This is a genomic window from Kouleothrix sp. 19917 (genome assembly GCF_057073505.1).
Genome location: NZ_CP097099.1, coordinates 48,423 through 65,605, shown reverse-complemented (window position 1 = coordinate 65,605; position 17,183 = coordinate 48,423). Strand labels below are relative to the sequence as shown.

Sequence of the window (17,183 nt, the reverse complement as noted above, 5' to 3'; positions counted from 1 at the left end):
AATGACCCGCGCACACTTCCCAGCTCCTGAATACAGAAAGGCCGCCCGTGCCTGGCTCGATCAACGAGATCCAAACATTCGCCGCCGCAGTGCGCGAAAACGTCGCGCGCGTGATTGTCGGCAAGTCGCCAGCGGTTGATCTGCTGCTGGTTGCCCTGCTGTGTGGCGGCCACGCGCTGCTGGAAGATGTGCCCGGCGTGGGCAAGACGATGATGGCGCGCGCGCTGGCGGTGTCGCTGGGGCTGAGCTTCCGGCGCCTGCAATGCACGCCCGACCTGCTGCCAAACGACGTGCTGGGCGTGTCGGTGTATCGCCAGAACGAGGGCAGCTTCGCCTTCCAGCCCGGCCCAATTTTCGCCAACATCCTGCTGGCCGACGAGATCAACCGCGCGACGCCGCGCACGCAAAGCGCGCTGCTCGAAGCCATGGGCGAGGGCCAGGTGACCATCGACGGCGAGACGCGTGTGCTCAATCAGCCCTTTCTGGTGCTGGCAACGCAAAACCCGGTCGAGTTCGAAGGCACCTTTCCGCTGCCCGAAGCCCAGCTCGACCGCTTTCTGGTGGAGGTGTCGCTGGGCTACCCTTCGCCCGAGGAAGAAGGGCAAATGCTCGAGGCGCTGGCCGGCGCGCACCCGATCACCACCATCACACAGGTGGTTGACGGCGCGCAGCTGCCCGAGCTGCAACGCGCGATCTGGGCGATTCATGTGCAGGATTCGCTGCGCGACTATATTATTCGCCTTGCGAACGCCACGCGCGCGCACCCCGACCTGGCGCTGGGCGTCAGCCCGCGCGCGACCTTCGCGCTGTTCCGCGCCGCGCAGGCCTACGCCGCGCTGGCCGGCCGCGAGTTCGTGCTGCCCGACGACATCAAAGCGCTGGTGCGGCCGGTCTGGCAGCACCGCCTGATGCTGCGGCCCGAAAGCGCGCTGCGCGGGCGCACCGCCGAAGCGGTACTTGGCGGCGTGCTGGCCGAAACCACGCTCGACCTGGGGGAAAACGAGGCATAGCCTGCCGCGCACACGGGGAAACGCGCAAAACGATGAACGACCTGTTCTGGCTCATTCTGCTGCTGTTTGTGGTGGCGGCCGCGCTGCGCAACGAGCTGTTTTTCTACCTGCTGTATGTTGTCGTTGGCCTGCAGTTGCTGGCGCGCTTCTGGCTGTGGCGCAGCGCAAAGCGGCTGGCATGGCGGCGCAGCGCGCCCACGGCTGCCTTCCCCGGCGAGCGCGCCGAAGTGGCGATTGAGGTGCAGAACAACGGCCTGCTGCCGCTGCCCTGGCTAACGCTCACCGAAAGCATCCCGGCCGGCCTGCGCAACCCGCCCACGGTGCGCGAAGTGCTCTCGCTCGGCGCGGGCGAGCGGCGCGTGCTGAAATATGCAATTAGCGGGCAGCGGCGTGGCTACTACAAGCTCGGGCCGCTCACGCTCGGCACCGGCGATGTGCTTGGCCTCGACGAGCGCATTTTGTCCGGCCCCGAGCAGGACGCCGTGACGATCTACCCGGCCGTGCTGCCCCTGGCCGAGCTGGGCCTTCCTGCGGCGCTGCCCTATGGCACGCTGGCCACAAATCAGCGCCTGTTCAGCGACCCGGCGCGACCGGTGGGTGTGCGCCCTTACCAGGCCGCCGATGGCGTGCGCCGGATCGATTGGAAAACGACCGCCCACGCCGGCGCGCCCCAGGTGCGGCGCTACCAGCCCGCCATCGCACTCGAAACGCTGATTGCGCTGGCCTTCGCGCGCGAGGAGTATGGCGGGCGCTTTTTGTACGACACCATGGAGCGCGCGCTGACCGCCGCCGCCTCGCTGGCCGCCTACCTGAACGAGCGCCGCCAGCCAATCGGCCTGTGCACTACGGGCATCGACCCGGCCCAGGGCGGCGTGGCGGCGGCTGTGCCGGTGGGTCAGGGCCGCGCCCACCTGATGACGCTCATGGGCACGCTTGGCCGCCTTGAGCCCGCCACCAGCGGCGCGGTGCCGGCACTGCTCGGTCAGGCCGCCGCGCACCTGGGCTGGGGTAGCACCGTGATCGTGATCACCGGGCAGCGCGGCCCCGAGCTTGTGGCGCAGCTGCTGCCCTTGCAGCGGCGCGGCCTGAGCGTTGCGCTAATCATTGCCGAGCCCGCGTCTGCCGACCTCGGCCTGCCACGCGAGTATGGCATCGCGAGCTACGGCCTCTGGCGCGACGGCCGGCCTTCGGCGGGGTAGGTGGGCGCGACGAAGGACGAGGGACGAAGGACGAACGACCCTTCGACAAGCTTAGGGCAGGCCGAAGGACGAACGGCCATGAATGAGCGACGGCCCGCGTCCTGAGTAGCGCGATGCGCGTATCGAAGGGCGACGAGGGATGAACGACTGCGATCTTTGTCTTTCGTCGGCAGATGATGCCCGAAAAACGTTTCGGCGTGCGTTATAATAGTGAAGAACTCGCAGATCATAGCAATAAGGTGCGCCCATGCCTGACCAGGAGTCGATTCGCGGCCAGCTCAACCTGCTGAACACGCTGCGCAAGCGCTTGCGCATTCAGCTCGACCAGCAGCAGAAAATGGGTGCATTCGCGCCACCATACGTTCTACTGGAAATTGAAGATGCGCAGGCACAAATAAAGAAGATCAAAGCCTACCTAATTCGTAATGGCGTGAAGGTGGACGACCTGCCTGAAGATGGTGTTGAAAAACCGGAGGCCGCACCTCAGCCAGACGCAAAACCTACCTCACAATCTACTGCGACACAGGCAGAACAACCCCCTGCAGCCAATAATATCGACGAGCCCGCTGACGTGTTCATCAGCTATCACACCGCCGACAAAGCTTGGGTGCGCCAAACCTTGCTGCCCCTGCTGGAAAAGCAAAACGGCCTGCGCGCCATTATCGATTGGCGCGATTTCGAGATCGGCGTGCCCAAGCTGACCAACATCGAGAACGCTGTGGCCGGCAGCCGCAGCACGCTGATCGTCATGACACCCGAGTGGGTGCAAAGCGAATGGAACAGCTTCCAGGAGCTGCTGGCCAGTAGCATCGACCCAAGCGGCGTACAGCGCAAACTGCTGCCGGTGATGCTGCGCACCTGCACGCCACCGCCGCGCATCGCCATGCGCGAGATCGCCGATATTACCGAGCCCGACGAGCGCGACGATCAGCTTGCGCGCATGGTGCGTTCGCTTAAGCGCAGCCGGCCGAAAGGTTCCACTCTTACTGACTCAGTGGTGGAAGCCAAGCCAACTATTATTGGCGATCCAGCGCTGCCTTCCCAGGCTGATGACCTACAAGAATACAATCTAACCAAGCAACCCTGGTATGTTCAAGGCCTTCCACCTCTACAGCGCATCACACAGGCCGAAGCTCAACCTTGGCTTGGAAGAATGCCTGTATTGTTATTAACAGTGAATGATAATGAGTTCTTTGCCGTTAGCCGCCTTTTGCAGCCATTACCTGAACAAAGCAAAATATTACAGGTGGCTTTTGGCAACGAAACGTATTATTTAGGGAAATATGGCGCCTATAATACAGTTCTCACTAAAACGCAAATGGGTTCGGTCGGCCTAGGCGCCACTATGCTTGCTACACAACGTGCCCAAGATATTTGGAAACCAAAGGCAACAATCGCTGTTGGCGTTGCGTTCGGTATGAACCGCCAGAAGCAGCAAATCGGCGATGTTCTGATCGCTAGAGAAATTATTCCTTACAATCCAATTCGTGCAGGCGCAACGATTATCGAACGCGGTCAACGGCTGTCTAGTGATGCTGGGCTATTTAACCGCTTCGATCATACCTACGATTGGCAGTTCAAGCGCCCTGATGGTCAGCCATGCCACCTGCACAAAGGAACCATTATTTCTGGTGAAGAGCTGGTTGACAATGCTGAGCGTAAAGCAGAATTACTTCGGCGCTTTCCGGAAGCAATTGGTGGCGAGATGGAGGGTACCGGTTTATCAGCAGCCTCTTTTTATGATCGAAGGCCTTGGATTCTCATTAAGGCTATCTGTGATTGGGCTGATGGCACAAAACACAGCCAACATCAGCCTTTCGCCGCCGCTGCTGCAGCTTCACTCGTATTCCACGTTCTTTCCGCGCCCGAAGCACTGAACAATGAGTAAAACTCAAGCGCTGCAAAAGTAGTACAAATATCGCTCCTTGGGGTCAGGTTACCCGTTCAAAGCGGGCTGACGCCGCTGAAATAGCAGCGATGTGCTAACAGAGTTTCACTACCCTACAGAAAAATTGTTCGATGAAATAGGTTGTATTTTATCGAACAGATGAGCGTAAATACAGGCAGGACACCGTCCTGTTCATCCGAAGTGTAAAGAGTTTCTTTGTCCGAACAGCTCAAACTCTTCCGATATCGCGTAAAAATGGTATTCGTACCGCATAGGGCTGTACCTTCAACCTATGTTATGGTAAAGTTGTCGAATAGCACGGATTTTCTGTACGGTAGTGAAAACAGAGTTGGGGATTGCTAGATTGTGCCCAATAGTATATACTCCAGGTATATACGAAAGGCCGCGCAATGGATACTGCAAAAATCTTCCAGAACGGTAAAAGCCAGGCCATTCGCCTGCCCAAAGAATATCGCTTTCGCGGCACGCAGGTGTATGTGAAGCGCGTTGGCAATGCCGTCGTACTCATCCCCGAGCACGATTCCTGGCAGACCCTGCTCGACAGCTTGGAGCTGTTCTCCGACGACTTCATGGCCGAGCGCCAGCAGCCCGCCGCGCAGACGCGTGATGATCTGTTCGAATGATTTATCTGCTCGACACCAATATTTGTGTGGCGATCATCCGGCGGCGCGCGCCGCACGCGCTGCAACGCCTCACCGAGCATACAATCGACACTGTTTGTCTGTCGTCGCTCACGGTTGCCGAGTTGGAGTATGGCGTGGCGAAAAGCAGCCAGCCGGCGCAGAACCAGCGCGCGCTTGAGCAGTTTTTGCTGCCGCTCGCAATTGTGCCTTTTGATGAACAAGACGCGCAGGTGTATGGCTGGGTGCGCGCTGCGCTTGAGGCGCAGGGCCAGCCAATCGGCGCAATCGATACGCTACTGGCCGCGCAGGCGCTGCGCCATGCGCTCACGCTAGTGACGAACAACGTGCGCGAGTTTGCGCGCGTGCCGGGCCTCCAGCTCGAAGACTGGACTCTCTCCCCACCTGCCGAGTAAAACCCATGCACATCCTCCACATCGTCCAGCTTTATTATCCGGTCGCGTCGGGTGCGGCGCGCTACTTTGCCGAGATCGGCGAGCGTTTGGTTGGCGAAGGCCACCGTGTGACGGTGCTTGCCACCGATGCGCACGACCTTGAGTATTTCTGGGATGTCCGCAAGCGCCGGGTTGAATCGCCTGAGGAAACGCACAAGGGCGTGCGAATCGTGCGTCTGCCGGTGCGCCGCGCCTCCGGCCCGCCAATCATCTACCCCATCCTGCGCCGCCTGATGGTCGAGATTTCGCGCGTGCCGGGCAGCGCGCCCCTGCTGCGGCGTATGGCGACTATCACGCCACGCCTGCCGGGATTGCCCGCCGCGCTGGCGAGCGAGCGTTTCGACCTCATCCACACCACCAATATCACGCTCGATTTTGCGGTTGTACCGGCGTTTCAGTTCGCGCAGAAACACGGCATTCCATTCATCTGCACGCCATTTGTGCACCTCGGCGCGCCCGGCGACAACTCGCTGCTGCGCTACTACAGCATGCGCCACCAGATCGACCTGCTCAAGCGCAGCCAGCGCGTGATTACCATGACCGGGCTCGAAGCCGATGCGCTTGCTGCGCGAGGTGTATCGCGCGAGCGCTTGCGCCGCGTGGGCGTGGGCATCACGCCCGCCGAGGTGCTGGGCGGCGATGGCGCGCGCTTTCGTGCCGAGCAGAAAATTGCTGGCCCGCTGGTGCTCTACATCGGCGCGCTGGCGCACGACAAAGGCGCAATTCCGGTGGTGCAGGCGATGCAGCGCTTGTGGGCGCAGGGCAGCGACGCCACGCTGGCGCTGATTGGCGCGCCGCTGGAGCAGTTCACGCGCTTTCATTCGCAGCTGCCCGCCGAAACGCAGGCGCGCATGCGTGTGCTGCCCTACGCGCCTGAGGCCACCAAGCGCGACGCACTGGCGGCGGCGGATGTGTTCGCTATGCCCTCGCGCACCGATACCTTCGGGATTGTCTACCTCGAGGCGTGGTGCTACGGCCTGCCAGTGGTGGGCGCGCGGGCGGGCGGTGTGCCCGATGTGATCAGCGATGGGGAAGATGGCCTGCTGGTGCCGTTCGACGACGCCGAAACGACGGCCGGCGCGATTGGGCGCTTGCTTAACGATCAGGGGTTGCGTGAGAAATTAGGCGCGGCCGGCCATGCCAAGGTGCTGCGCGAATATACCTGGGATCGCATCTATGCTCAGGTGCGCGCAATCTATGCAGAGTTGGGCGCTTAGAAAACAACAAAAAGCGCATATTCTGTTGCAATAAGGACGCACTACGCTCTATTTCGTAGTGCGTAGTGCGTATTCCTCAGTTCTTGGTTCTCGATTCTGCGGTTCTGGCAGAATCGCTATTCCTCCGGCGGCACCACGCCGATTGTCAGCAGCAGGTTCGCATACACACGCCGCTCGGCACTCGCAATCACCAAACCCACATCGGGCGCCGAGGCGGCAGCGTAGAACTCGAAGCGCCGCAGAATATACAGCTCGCGCTCGGGCATCAGCTCGCGGAACTCGCTGAAAATCGCCGGCTCCTCGCCGCTGTCGGGCACCATCACGTGCGCGGCCTCGATTGGAATTGCATCCACCAGCACGCGCAACACATCGGTGGCGCTCAGCACGCCCGGCGCAAAGTTCAGGTAGACGCGCTTGGCCTGCGGGTGCGAGCGGGTGGCGAACGGGTAGTTGCCGTCGGCAATCAGGATCTGGGCGCCGTGGCCCAGGCTGCCGAGCGCGGCCAGGATCTCGGGGTGGAGCAGTTGGTAGCGGAGCATGACGCCTCCTTCACGACAAGTGCAATCTATAGCAGATTATAGAGAAGTTGAGCCACAGAGAGCACAGAGAGCACAGAGTACGCGACTGATTGAAGGTTACTTTATGGCTCAATTGATCTGAAATCCGCTGGCAAGACCTGGGCAACTGAAAAGCGAAAAGAAGCCGATTCACGCCTTTGTGGCGCTGAGCTGGCGCAGCAGGTTGCGCGCAATCACCATGCGATGCACTTCGGATGGGCCGTCGTAGATGCGGAATGCGCGCGCCTCGCGGAAAAAGTCGGCCAGCGGCATGTCGCCCGAGATGCCGAGCGAGCCGCAGATCTGGATGGCGCGGTCGATCACGCGGTTGACGGCTTCGGAAACAAACACTTTACACATGGCCGTCTCGCGTCGCGCCTCGTTGCCTTGCGCCAGCAGCCAGGCCGCCTGCTGGATCATCAGCCGGCCGGCGTGCAGCTCGGTGTCGGAATCGGCCAGCATCCACTGCACGGCTTCGTGGCGCGACAGTTTCGTGCCAAAGGCGTCGCGCTCAAGTGCGCGGGCGGCGGCCAGCTCCAGCGCACGCTGAGCCACGCCCGTCCAGCGCATGCAGTGGGTCAGGCGCGCCGGCCCAAGCCGCAGCTGCGTCAGCTTGAAGCCTTTGCCGACGTCGCCAAGCACCTGGCCCGCTGGCACGACGCAATCTTCAAAAAACAGCTCGCAATGCCCGCCCGGCGAGGCGATTGTCAAGCCTTCGACGCGGCGCGCAAGTCGCAGGCCAGGCGTATCAGCATCCACCAGAAAGAGCGTGCAGCCTTCGGCGGCGGGCAGATCCGCGTCGGTACGCGCCATGACGATGTAGAAGGCCGCGCCGGCCGCGCCAGTGGCGTACCACTTGTGCCCGTTGATCACCCAATCGTCGCCGCGTCGCTCGGCGCGCGTGCGGATCATCGTTGGGTCGGCACCGGCGCCGGGCGCGGGCTCGGTCATGGCGAAGCAGGAGCGGATGGTGCCAGCGGCAAGCGGCGCGAGGTAGCGCGCCTGCTGCTCGGCGCTGGCAACAAGGTGCAGCAGGTGCATGTTGCCTTCGTCGGGCGCGGCGCAGTGAATAGCGGCAGGGCCAAGCAGGCTGCGCCCGGCCGCCTCGAACACTGCGCAGCATTCCAGCAGATCGAGGCCGAGGCCGCCGAGCGCGGTAGGTAGTTGCGGTGCGTAAATGCCGGCGGCGCGAGCTTTTGCGCGCAGCTCGGCCAACTGCTCGGGCGAAATACCGTCGTCGCCGGAGGGATGGCCTTCGAGCGGAACGACATGTTCATCAACAAACAAGCGCACGCGCTCGGCAAGGGCCTGCGCGCGCGGGGAAGGCGCGAAATCCATCGTCGGACTCCTGGCCAGGCGAAGCAGCTTGTCTGCTTCTGCGCATTGGCATGAATGGCGACTTCGCGCAGTATAGCACAGCTTGGGGTGGCTGCTATGAGATGCTGTTTGAGCCTTGCAGCGCGGCCAGCTGCTCTTGCAGCTCGACCATTTGGCGGCGCATGTGCAGAATGACCTCGACGCCGGCCAGGTTCACGCCCAGGTCGTCGATCAGCCGCTTGATAAAGCGAATCTGCTCGACATCGGCGTCGCTGAAGCGGCGAATGTTGCCGGCGCTGCGCCGTGGCGCGATCAGGCCACGGCGCTCGTACATGCGCAGGCTTTGCTCGTGCATGCCGCACAGCGCGGCAGCAATTTTAATGGTATACAGTCGCTCTTCCATGGTTACGCACGCAGGGCGCGCAGCTGCTCGAACAGCGCCCGCTCCTCATCAGAAAGCTTGGCCGGCAACTGCGTCTCAAGCTTCACATACAGGTCGCCGCGCGATTCGGCAGCGCGCAGGCGCGGCATACCCTGCCCGCTGATGCGGAACTTCTTGCCGTTCTGTGTGCCGGCCGGCACATTCAGGGTGATGGTTTTGCCGCCCAGGATCGGCACGCGCACCGAGCCACCCAGCAGCATGGTGTACAGGTCGGCCGGCACGCTGGTCTCAAGGTCATCGCCACGGCGGGCGTAGCGTTCGTTCGGCAGCACATTCACGATCAGGAAGAGGTCGCCGCGCTTGCCGCCGCCCACGCCCGGCCCGCCCTCGCCAGCCATCCGCACGCGCGAGCCTGTGTCGACGCCGGCCGGCACTTTCACGGTGATCGTGCGCGGCGAGCCGTTCGGGTTGCTGAACTGCAGCGTGCGCTGTGTGCCGGTGAAGGCTTCGTCCAGCGTAATATCGACTTCGTGCTCGACGGGCTGGCCGTCCATGCGGAAGTTGCCAGCGCCCCCAGCCGAGCGCCCGCCCACCGAGCCGCCGCCAAACAGCGTTTCGAAAAAGTCGGAAAAATCGCCGCCCGCGAATGGGCCGCTGCCACCGCCACCGCCATTCATGTCGCCCCAGCCGCCTGCGCCCGCGCCCGCCGACTGATAGCGCTGCCAGTCGCGGCCAAAGCGGTCGTACTTATCGCGCTTGTCTTTGTCGGAAAGCACTTCGTAGGCTTCGTTGATTTCTTTAAATTTCGCCTCGGCAGCGGCGTTGCCGGGGTTGATATCCGGGTGGTACTGGCGCGCGAGCTTGCGGTAAGCCTTTTTGATCTCGGCCTCGCTGGCGCTGCGCTCGACGCCCAGGACGTTATAGTAATCGCGATAGTCCATTGCTGTTTATCTTTCTTCTGCTTGCCAAATGCTGCGGGTATTATATAAACTTGAGTGTGTCGCTGTCAAGGTTTCTAATAAAAGTTTGATACTGGCGCGCTCAAGGTATATCAGTTTGCAACCGGCAGGATGCCGGGGTATTTCCGCGCTGACGCAGGCGAAAGATCGCCGCATAACCGAAGCATTGCACAAATAACAAGCAGCCAGCGATCAGTGATGATCGCCAGCTGCAAGCAGCGTTGAAATATCGGTTTGCGCGAGGGAGCTTATGAAAGGCGGGCAATCTCGCGGCGCGCCCATTGATTGCCGGGGTTGATGTCGAGCGCGCGCTGCAGGCAGTAGCAGCGCTCGTCGTCGCGCTCCAGGCGGCTGGCGTAGTACAGCCAGTCGATTTCGAGATTGGAATCTTCCTGAAGGGCCTGGCTCATCAGCTCAGAAACATAGCGCAGGTCGCAGGTGTCGCGTGCCGCAACGCGCAGCATCGACTCGGCGCGCTCGTTCGCCAGCCCAGCCAGCCCGCCCGCGAAGCTCGCGCCCAGATCGGCAATTGCGGCGCGCATGTGCGTGATGGTGATCAGCGCGGCGTGCGAAATGTCAAAGTGGCGAACATGATTCTGAGCTGCCATTGCAAACCTCCATTTTTATTTCGTTTGCCGTTCGTTTCGATGGCTGTATGATAGTGCGCCAAAGCGCGCTCGGCATCAGGAAAATAACGTATCTCAGCTACGTATCTATGCGCGCCGCGCATACGTAGAAACTCTCTTCATTTCCTCATTTTCGGCAGCGCAGCGCGGGCCTACAATACGCTCAAACAATCGGCACAGCTCTGCCTCACACATGCCAAAGACGCGGTACAATAGCGCCTTAGTATTCGTCCGACCGCGTAGCTGCGGCCCACATTCCGAGAACAATGATACAAACGTCTGAATCGGTCGGCGCCGCCGTCGCCGCGCAGCAGCCCGTCGTGGCGCTCGAAAGCACGGTGATCTCGCACGGCCTGCCATTCCCGCATAACCTCAACCTGGCGCGCAGCATGGAAGGCGAAGTGCGCGAGCACGGCGCGCAGCCCGCAACGATTGGCGTGGTTGGTGGCGTGCCAACCGTGGGCATGAGCGATGCGCAGATCGAGCATTTTGCGCAGGCCAGCGGCGTGCTCAAGCTGTCGCGCCGCGATATTGCCTACGCCGTGGCAATGGCGCGCGACGGCGCAACCACCGTGGCGGCAACCATGGCGCTGGCCGCGATGGCGGGCGTGCAGGTGTTCGCCACTGGCGGCATTGGTGGCGTGCACCGTGGCGCAGAAACCAGCTGGGATGTTTCGGGCGATTTGACCGAGCTGGCGCGCACGCCGGTGCTGGTGGTCTGCGCCGGCGCAAAATCGATCCTCGATTTGTCGGCCACGCTGGAATATCTCGAAACGGCGGGCGTGCCGGTGCTCGGCTATGGCACCGATGCCTTTCCCGCATTCTATAGCGCCGACAGCGGCTTGCCCGTGCCAGCCCGCGCCAACACACCCGAAGAAGTGGCCGCAGTGTGGCGCGCGCACCTGCTGTATGGTGGCGGGGGTGGCATGCTGCTGGTAGTTCCACCGCCAGCCGATGTCGCGCTGCCCGCTGGCGCAGCCGAAGACGCGATCGAGCGGGCGCTGGCGCGCGCAACAGCGGCTGACGTGCGCGGGCAGGCGGTCACGCCCTTCCTGCTTTCGGCCGTTGCGGAAGAAACCCATGGCGAAAGCATGCGCACAAACATCGCCCTGCTGCGCCAGAATGCGCGCGTCGCCGCACGCGTGGCCGCCGCAATTGCACACCATCAGTAGTTCAAATTCCACGAATAAGGAGTACACCCCTATGTCCCAATCGGCAACACGCCGCGCCACCGGGCGCCAGGCTCAGCGCAGAAAAGCCCCCAAGTCGAACATGCCTCTGATCATTGGCGGCGTGGTCGGGCTGATCGTGATCATGGTCGCTGCCGGGCTGGTATTCTCGCGCAATAGCACGCCCATCGCGGGCGAGGAGCAGTTCGCCAACCAGGTGCCCGCGCCCGCCAACCCGCACATTGTCAACCCCACCGATGCGCACCCGGCCTACAACTCGAACCCGCCCACCTCGGGCTGGCACACCGGCGGCAACATCGGGCCGTGGGGCGTCACCACGCAGCCGCTGGCCGACGAGATCACCATCCACAATCTGGAGCATGGCGGCGTGATCATCCACTACCGCCAGGATCTCGACCAGGCGACGGTCGATCAGCTTACAACCCTGACGCGCCAGCTTCAGCAGCAAAGCCCCTGCGTGCTGCTTCTGCCGCGCCCGACCGACAAGCTCGACAAGCCGATTGCCGTGACGGCGTGGACGTGGCTTGTCAAGCTCGACACGTTCGACGCGACGACGATCACGAATTTCTTCCGCAAACATGTCAACCAGGGCCCCGAGCAGGTTGGTTGCGGGCTGCGCTCCTAATGCGCTCGCAGCGCGGGGTTTAGGGTATGGGGAATGGGGTTTGGCAATTACATACTGACGTTTCCCCATTTCCGCATCGCCTTCCTGATATGCATTAGGAAAGCAAAGCTGTACAACGCACGACGTCCTACTTTCTCAGCGAAAGTAGGACGTCGTGCGTATGCACGCTAAACAGTCATTGTCGCGTGTCTCCTGCCAACTGACCGAGGAATTATTCACCGCAAAGGACGCAAAGAGCGCAGAGGTTTTGGGCTACCAAACCACGAAGGCACGAAGATTTGAGAGAATACTAATGCTGTACCTGCTGCCTCGCGTCTCGCGTCTCGTGTCTCCCCAACCCCTTCTTTATTTCTTGCGCGCACTTCGCGCCAGCCACACGCCCGCGCCAGCGGCTGCCACGCCCGCGCCAGCCCACAGCTTGCGCGCCCGCTGGCGGTCGTTCAATACCACGTGCGCAGTGTTGTAGCCGCTGGCGCCAAACACTCCCCCGCCGGGGTGCGTGCTCGCGCCAGTGAGGTAGAGGCCGCGCACGGGGGTGCGGTACGACGCAAGCTCGGGCAGCGGGCGGAAGAAAAACATCTGGTCGAACGACATCTCGACATGCATCACATTGCCGCGCGGCAGGCCCAGCCGGCGCTCCAGGTCGAGCGGCGACTGGATGAAGCGGTCGATTATCTTGCCGCGCATGTTGGGCGCATAGCGATACAGCACTTCCAGAATGCTGTCGGCCACATCTTCGCGGATCGTGTCCCACTGCTGATTGCCCGCCAGCTCATACGGGAAATATTGCGCCCACAGAAACACCGTGTGCTTGCCGGGCGGTGCCACCACCGGGTCGATTGCCGAAAACGTCATGGCAATGATCGCGGGGTCGCGCGCGGGCAGGCCACGCGTGTAGTCGGCAAAGGCGTTGCGCAGGTAGCCAACCGAGGGGCAGAGCATCTGCAGGCCGTGGTGGCTCTCGTGCGGCCGCCCGCCGGAGGGTGCGCCAGCATAGTCGGGCAGCTCGTCGGCGGCGCAGCGCACCGTCATGCCAAAGCCGTTGCCCACGCGGATGTTGCGCACGCGCTGCACAAAGCTCGGCGCAAGGTGCTCGTCCCCAACCAGGTCGAGCAGCGTCGTCCACACGTGCGCATTCGAGATCACCAGCGGCGCAGTGTAGCGCGTGCCATCCTCAGTCTCAACGCCCTCGGCTACACCACCCTTCACCAGAATGCGGCGCACTGGCGCGCCCAGCACCACCTTCCCGCCAGCCGCCTCCAGCGAGCGCGCCATCGCCTGGGTGAGCATGCCGCTGCCGCCCTTGGGGTGTTTCGCACCGCTCTGGTGCATCATCGCGTACCACCCGAAATGATCGCCCGACGCAATCTCATCCGGCGGCGGCCCCGACTGCGCGCCGAGCCAGGCCATAAATGCGCGCATTGGCGCGCTCTCGAATGTTTCGTCAATCAGCTGGCCGTAGGGCGCAATCAGCTTGCGCACCGACTCAAGCGCGCTGCCGACGCCGCCCGCGCGAATTTGCGCGCCGGCCATGCGGCCAAACAATTGGGCCACGCTGGGCGGGTTCATAAATGTTTCGAAGATCGCTTCGTTGAGTGGCTGCCAGTAGTTCACAAAGCGGCGGTACGCCTCTGCATCGCGCGGGGCAACGCTCGCAATCGAGTCGCAGGTTTTGTCGAGGTCGCGGTACAGCCCGATCGCGCCGGAGCCGTCGAGCAGGGGATAGAACGCATACGGGTCCATGTCGATGTACTCAAGGCCATAGCGTTCGAGCTGGAGGTCGCGCACAATCGGCGTGAGGTGGATCATAATGTGCGCCGACGAGCCGACATCGATCTTGTAGCCGGGAATGGTTTCTTCGGTGCACACTGCCCCGCCGACAATCGGCCGGCGTTCGAGCACCAGCACGCGCAGGCCGGCGCGCTGCAAATAGCCGGCGCAGGTCAGGCCATTATGCCCGCCACCAACAATAATGGCGTCGTAGTCGTAGCTCGTCATTCAGTTTCTTTCTTTTCAGTGCTGTGGCTGCGTGCAATGACGTTGCGCACCTGGCGCATTGTACCCGATGAATGGTGGTACGCATTGCAGCGCGTGCAGGATGAGGTTTCTCTCTGGCAGATCTGTCTGGGCGGACCTAACTGTCTGGGCGGACCTATGTGTCCGCCCTCGCCTCTATGCGAGGGCTACGCGCCCTCGCGCTCCGCGGTTAGGGGTCGCCGCCGACCCCTAACGACCCCGGCGTCGGGGCCTTGCCCCGAACCCCTTAAAGAGCGTGGCTGGCATATGCAAATCTATGCGATCATGCCTCCGTTGTGGATGAAGGCAAGGCATCAAACAAGGTAATCCAGACGAATATACAAGTATTACATATCACCACTACTTGCATCAATTGCTGCCTGCTTCTATCCACAACGGGGGCATGACAGACAATCATTCGCGATGATACCAGCATCAAATTTGGGGTCTGGGGCGCAAGCCCCAGCGCTGGGGGTACAGGGGGCGAGCGCCGCCCCCTGTGGCCTTGCGGCCTGAGCAAACTGGCTTGAAGCAGGTACAGCCTGTGGCCTTGCGGCCTGCAAACTGATTTGAAATAGGGCGGGCGGACACGCAGGTCCGCCCAGACACGCAGGTCCGCGCAGGCGAAACAAGCTGTGGTATCATACGCCAGCGCCGCGCGCCGTTGATACACCGCCGTATTCAACCAAAGGAACAGCGATGTCCGAAGCCCTCAACTACTCCACCTACCTGCGCCTGCCCGAGCTGCTGCGCCAGCAGGAGCCGCGCAGCGCCAGCGGCGGCCAGCCCGAGCACGACGAGCTGCTGTTCATTGTCATCCATCAGGTGTACGAGCTGTGGTTCAAGCAGATGCTGCACGAGTTCGATTTTGCGTGCACGCTGCTGCGCCAGAACCAGCGCGCCCGCGCCGGGCACACGCTCCAGCGCCTGCGCAGCATCCTCAAAACCGTCGTCGGGCAGGTCGATATTCTTGAGACGATGACGCCATTGGAGTTCAACTCATTCCGCGCCGCGCTTGAGTCGGGCAGTGGCTTTCAGTCGGTGCAGTTCCGCGAGATCGAGTTTGCGATGGGCTACAAGCGCGCGAACATCTTCGCCCACTACCCGCCCGACACCTTTGGTCTCGAGCGACTGCGCCGCCGCTTCGAGCAGCCAAGCCTGTGGGATGCGTTTCTGGCCTTTCTGGAATTGCGCGGCTACGCCGTGCCGCCCGATCAGCTTCTGCGCGACGTGACCGATCCGCTCAAGCCCTCGCCCGCAGTGCAGGCGATTCTGATCGACATCTACCGGCGCGACGCCGCAGTGAGCGGGGTGTGCGAGCGGCTGGTTGATCTCGACGAGGGCTTTATGGAATGGCGCTACCGCCACGTCAAGATGGTCGAGCGAACGATTGGCGCGAAACCCGGCACAGGCGGTTCGCCCGGCGCGGCCTACCTGGCGGCGACCGTGCGCCCGTTCTTTCCCGATCTGTGGGCAATTCGCTCACAGCTATGACGATCCCAGCTCGCGCAATTCGATTGCGAGCCATCACAATTCAATTGTCGCGCCTGCGCCCTCGATTGTAGCGCCTGCTCCCTCGATTGTGAGCTTTTACAACTCAATTGTTACCTGTGCCGCTTCGATTGTGAGGCGTGCTATGCAACCTGCAAACAGGCGTATGCAATACGCCCCGTCTGCAACCTGCAACCTGCAAACAGGCGTATGCAATACGCCCCGTCTGCCTGCAAACCTGCTAACCTGCAAACAGGCGTATGCAATACGCCCCGTCTGCAATCCGCGAACGGGCGTATTGCATACGCCCGGCATTTCATAGAAAGGCCAGCAATGACATTTCGCACCGCCGAAGCCTACGCCCGCGAGCTGGATGCGCGTGACCCGCTGGCGCGCTTTCGCGCAGCGTTTGCCTTCGACGACCCCGAGCTGATCTACCTCGACGGTAATTCGCTGGGCCGCCTGCCACGCGCTGCCGCCGAGCGCGCCACGGAGCTGGTGCAGCACGAGTGGGGCGGGCGTTTGATTCGTGGCTGGAACGAGGGCTGGTTCGATGCGCCCGAGCGCGTTGGCGCAAAAATCGCCCGCCTGATTGGCGCACAGCCCGACGAAGTGATCGTTGCCGACTCGACGTCGGTGAACCTGTTCAAGCTGGCAGTTGCCGCGCTGCGCGCACGCGCTGGCAGCACGCGCATCCTCACCGACGACCTGAACTTCCCGTCGGACCTGTACATTCTGCAAGGCGCTGCCGACCTGCTCGGTGCGGGGCATGTGATCGAAGTCGTTCGCTCTGCCGATGGCATTCTTGGCCCTCATGATCAGCTCCGTGCACAGCTGCAAGAGAACACTGCCCTGCTGACACTTTCCCATACCGTCTTCAAGAGCGGCTATGTCTACGACATGGCGGCGCTGAACGCCGCCGCGCACGCATCCGGCGCGCTGACGCTCTGGGATCTCAGCCACTCGGTTGGCAGCGTGCCGGTCGATCTCCATCGCGACGGCGCCGACCTGGCGATTGGTTGCTGCTACAAATACCTGAACGGCGGGCCGGGCGCGCCAGCTTTTCTCTACATTCGGCGCGAGCTGCAAGCCGAGCTGCGCAACCCGATCGCTGGCTGGATGGGCCAGCAGGATCTGTTTGGCTTTGGCTTGCAGTACGAGCCCGCGCCGGGGATTCGCCAGTTTCTCACCGGCACGCCGCCTGTGATCTCGCTTGCGCTGGTTGAGCCAGGCGTTGATCTGCTGCTGGAAGCCGGCATGGACGCCTTGCGCGCCAAGTCGGTGCAGCAAACCGAGTATTTGATTGCGTTGTACGATGCCCTGCTGGCTCCCGCCGGCTTTGCGCTCAACTCGCCACGCGACGCGGCGCGGCGCGGATCGCACATCTCGGTTGGGCACGCCGAGGGGCTCGGCATCGATCTTGCGCTGATTGACGCGATGCGCGTGCTGCCCGATTTTCGCCCGCCCGACAACATTCGCCTGGGCATTGCGCCGCTCTACACGAGCTTCCGCGACATACACACCGCCGTCACACGCATGCGCCGCATTGTCGATGAGCGCTTGTACGAGCGCTATGCTGGCCGCGCGCCGACGGTGACGTAGGGGATGGG

General features: G+C 62.4%; 16 protein-coding genes. 10 read left to right on the top strand and 6 right to left on the bottom strand.

The features are described from left to right. Positions 1 to 47 precede the first annotated feature (47 nt). The 6 genes from M1P90_RS00275 (at position 48) to M1P90_RS00250 (ending at position 6,410) form a co-directional block, all read left to right on the top strand. On the top strand, positions 48 to 1,010 hold the full coding sequence (locus tag M1P90_RS00275; RefSeq protein WP_483700592.1) for an AAA family ATPase: 963 nt from the start codon (positions 48 to 50) through the stop codon (positions 1,008 to 1,010). Positions 1,011 to 1,042: 32 nt separating this feature from the next. Next, complete coding sequence (locus tag M1P90_RS00270; protein WP_483700590.1) at positions 1,043 to 2,209, top strand: DUF58 domain-containing protein; 1,167 nt, start codon at positions 1,043 to 1,045, stop codon at positions 2,207 to 2,209. Between the two features lie 247 nt (positions 2,210 to 2,456). Beyond that, positions 2,457 to 4,097, top strand: a complete 1,641-nt coding sequence (locus M1P90_RS00265) for a TIR domain-containing protein (protein ID WP_483700589.1) — start codon at positions 2,457 to 2,459, stop codon at positions 4,095 to 4,097. Between the two features lie 410 nt (positions 4,098 to 4,507). Further along, positions 4,508 to 4,741 carry a type II toxin-antitoxin system antitoxin VapB gene (gene vapB / locus M1P90_RS00260; RefSeq protein WP_483700587.1) on the top strand — a complete coding sequence of 78 codons (234 nt, stop codon included), beginning with the start codon at positions 4,508 to 4,510 and terminating at the stop codon, positions 4,739 to 4,741. Beyond that, the gene (gene vapC, locus M1P90_RS00255; protein WP_483700586.1) at positions 4,738 to 5,154 is read left to right on the top strand and encodes a type II toxin-antitoxin system tRNA(fMet)-specific endonuclease VapC; all 417 of its coding nucleotides are present in this window, start codon (positions 4,738 to 4,740) and stop codon (positions 5,152 to 5,154) included. Before vapB ends, vapC begins: the two co-directional genes overlap by 4 nt. Positions 5,155 to 5,159: 5 nt before the next feature. Continuing rightward, complete coding sequence (locus tag M1P90_RS00250; protein WP_483700585.1) at positions 5,160 to 6,410, top strand: glycosyltransferase family 4 protein; 1,251 nt, start codon at positions 5,160 to 5,162, stop codon at positions 6,408 to 6,410. Between the two features lie 116 nt (positions 6,411 to 6,526). Here the strand turns inward: M1P90_RS00250 and M1P90_RS00245 are convergent, their stop codons facing one another. The 5 genes from M1P90_RS00245 to M1P90_RS00225 form a co-directional block, all read right to left on the bottom strand. After that, positions 6,527 to 6,949 carry an RbsD/FucU family protein gene (locus M1P90_RS00245; protein WP_483700584.1) on the bottom strand — a complete coding sequence of 141 codons (423 nt, stop codon included), beginning with the start codon at positions 6,947 to 6,949 and terminating at the stop codon, positions 6,527 to 6,529. A gap of 168 nt (positions 6,950 to 7,117) precedes the next feature. Beyond that, on the bottom strand, positions 7,118 to 8,305 hold the full coding sequence (locus tag M1P90_RS00240) for an acyl-CoA dehydrogenase family protein (protein WP_483700582.1): 1,188 nt from the start codon (positions 8,303 to 8,305) through the stop codon (positions 7,118 to 7,120). Between the two features lie 94 nt (positions 8,306 to 8,399). Then, positions 8,400 to 8,687, bottom strand: a complete 288-nt coding sequence (locus M1P90_RS00235; RefSeq protein WP_483700581.1) for a MerR family transcriptional regulator — start codon at positions 8,685 to 8,687, stop codon at positions 8,400 to 8,402. Between the two features lie 2 nt (positions 8,688 to 8,689). After that, positions 8,690 to 9,607: a DnaJ C-terminal domain-containing protein gene (locus tag M1P90_RS00230; protein ID WP_483700579.1), complete on the bottom strand. Its 918-nt coding sequence runs from the start codon at positions 9,605 to 9,607 to the stop codon at positions 8,690 to 8,692. A gap of 266 nt (positions 9,608 to 9,873) precedes the next feature. After that, positions 9,874 to 10,233 (bottom strand): hypothetical protein, encoded by a 360-nt coding sequence (locus M1P90_RS00225; protein ID WP_483700578.1) that lies wholly within the window; start codon positions 10,231 to 10,233, stop codon positions 9,874 to 9,876. A gap of 284 nt (positions 10,234 to 10,517) precedes the next feature. Here M1P90_RS00225 and M1P90_RS00220 point away from each other — a divergent pair, with 284 nt between their 5' ends. Together M1P90_RS00220 and M1P90_RS00215 are read left to right on the top strand one after the other, a co-directional pair. Next, entirely contained in the window at positions 10,518 to 11,423 is a 906-nt protein-coding gene (locus tag M1P90_RS00220) for a pseudouridine-5'-phosphate glycosidase (RefSeq protein ID WP_483700577.1), read from the top strand. 31 nt (positions 11,424 to 11,454) lie between these two features. Further along, on the top strand, positions 11,455 to 12,066 hold the full coding sequence (locus M1P90_RS00215) for a DUF3105 domain-containing protein (protein WP_483700575.1): 612 nt from the start codon (positions 11,455 to 11,457) through the stop codon (positions 12,064 to 12,066). A gap of 345 nt (positions 12,067 to 12,411) precedes the next feature. Here M1P90_RS00215 and M1P90_RS00210 read toward each other — a convergent pair whose 3' ends face one another. Then, on the bottom strand, positions 12,412 to 14,064 hold the full coding sequence (locus M1P90_RS00210) for a phytoene desaturase family protein (protein WP_483700574.1): 1,653 nt from the start codon (positions 14,062 to 14,064) through the stop codon (positions 12,412 to 12,414). A 717-nt stretch (positions 14,065 to 14,781) separates the two neighbouring features. Here M1P90_RS00210 and M1P90_RS00205 point away from each other — a divergent pair. Both M1P90_RS00205 and kynU read left to right on the top strand, forming a co-directional pair. Then, positions 14,782 to 15,576 carry a tryptophan 2,3-dioxygenase gene (locus M1P90_RS00205; protein WP_483700573.1) on the top strand — a complete coding sequence of 265 codons (795 nt, stop codon included), beginning with the start codon at positions 14,782 to 14,784 and terminating at the stop codon, positions 15,574 to 15,576. A gap of 330 nt (positions 15,577 to 15,906) precedes the next feature. Next, complete coding sequence (gene kynU, locus M1P90_RS00200) at positions 15,907 to 17,175, top strand: kynureninase (RefSeq protein WP_483700572.1); 1,269 nt, start codon at positions 15,907 to 15,909, stop codon at positions 17,173 to 17,175. Positions 17,176 to 17,183 lie beyond the last annotated feature (8 nt).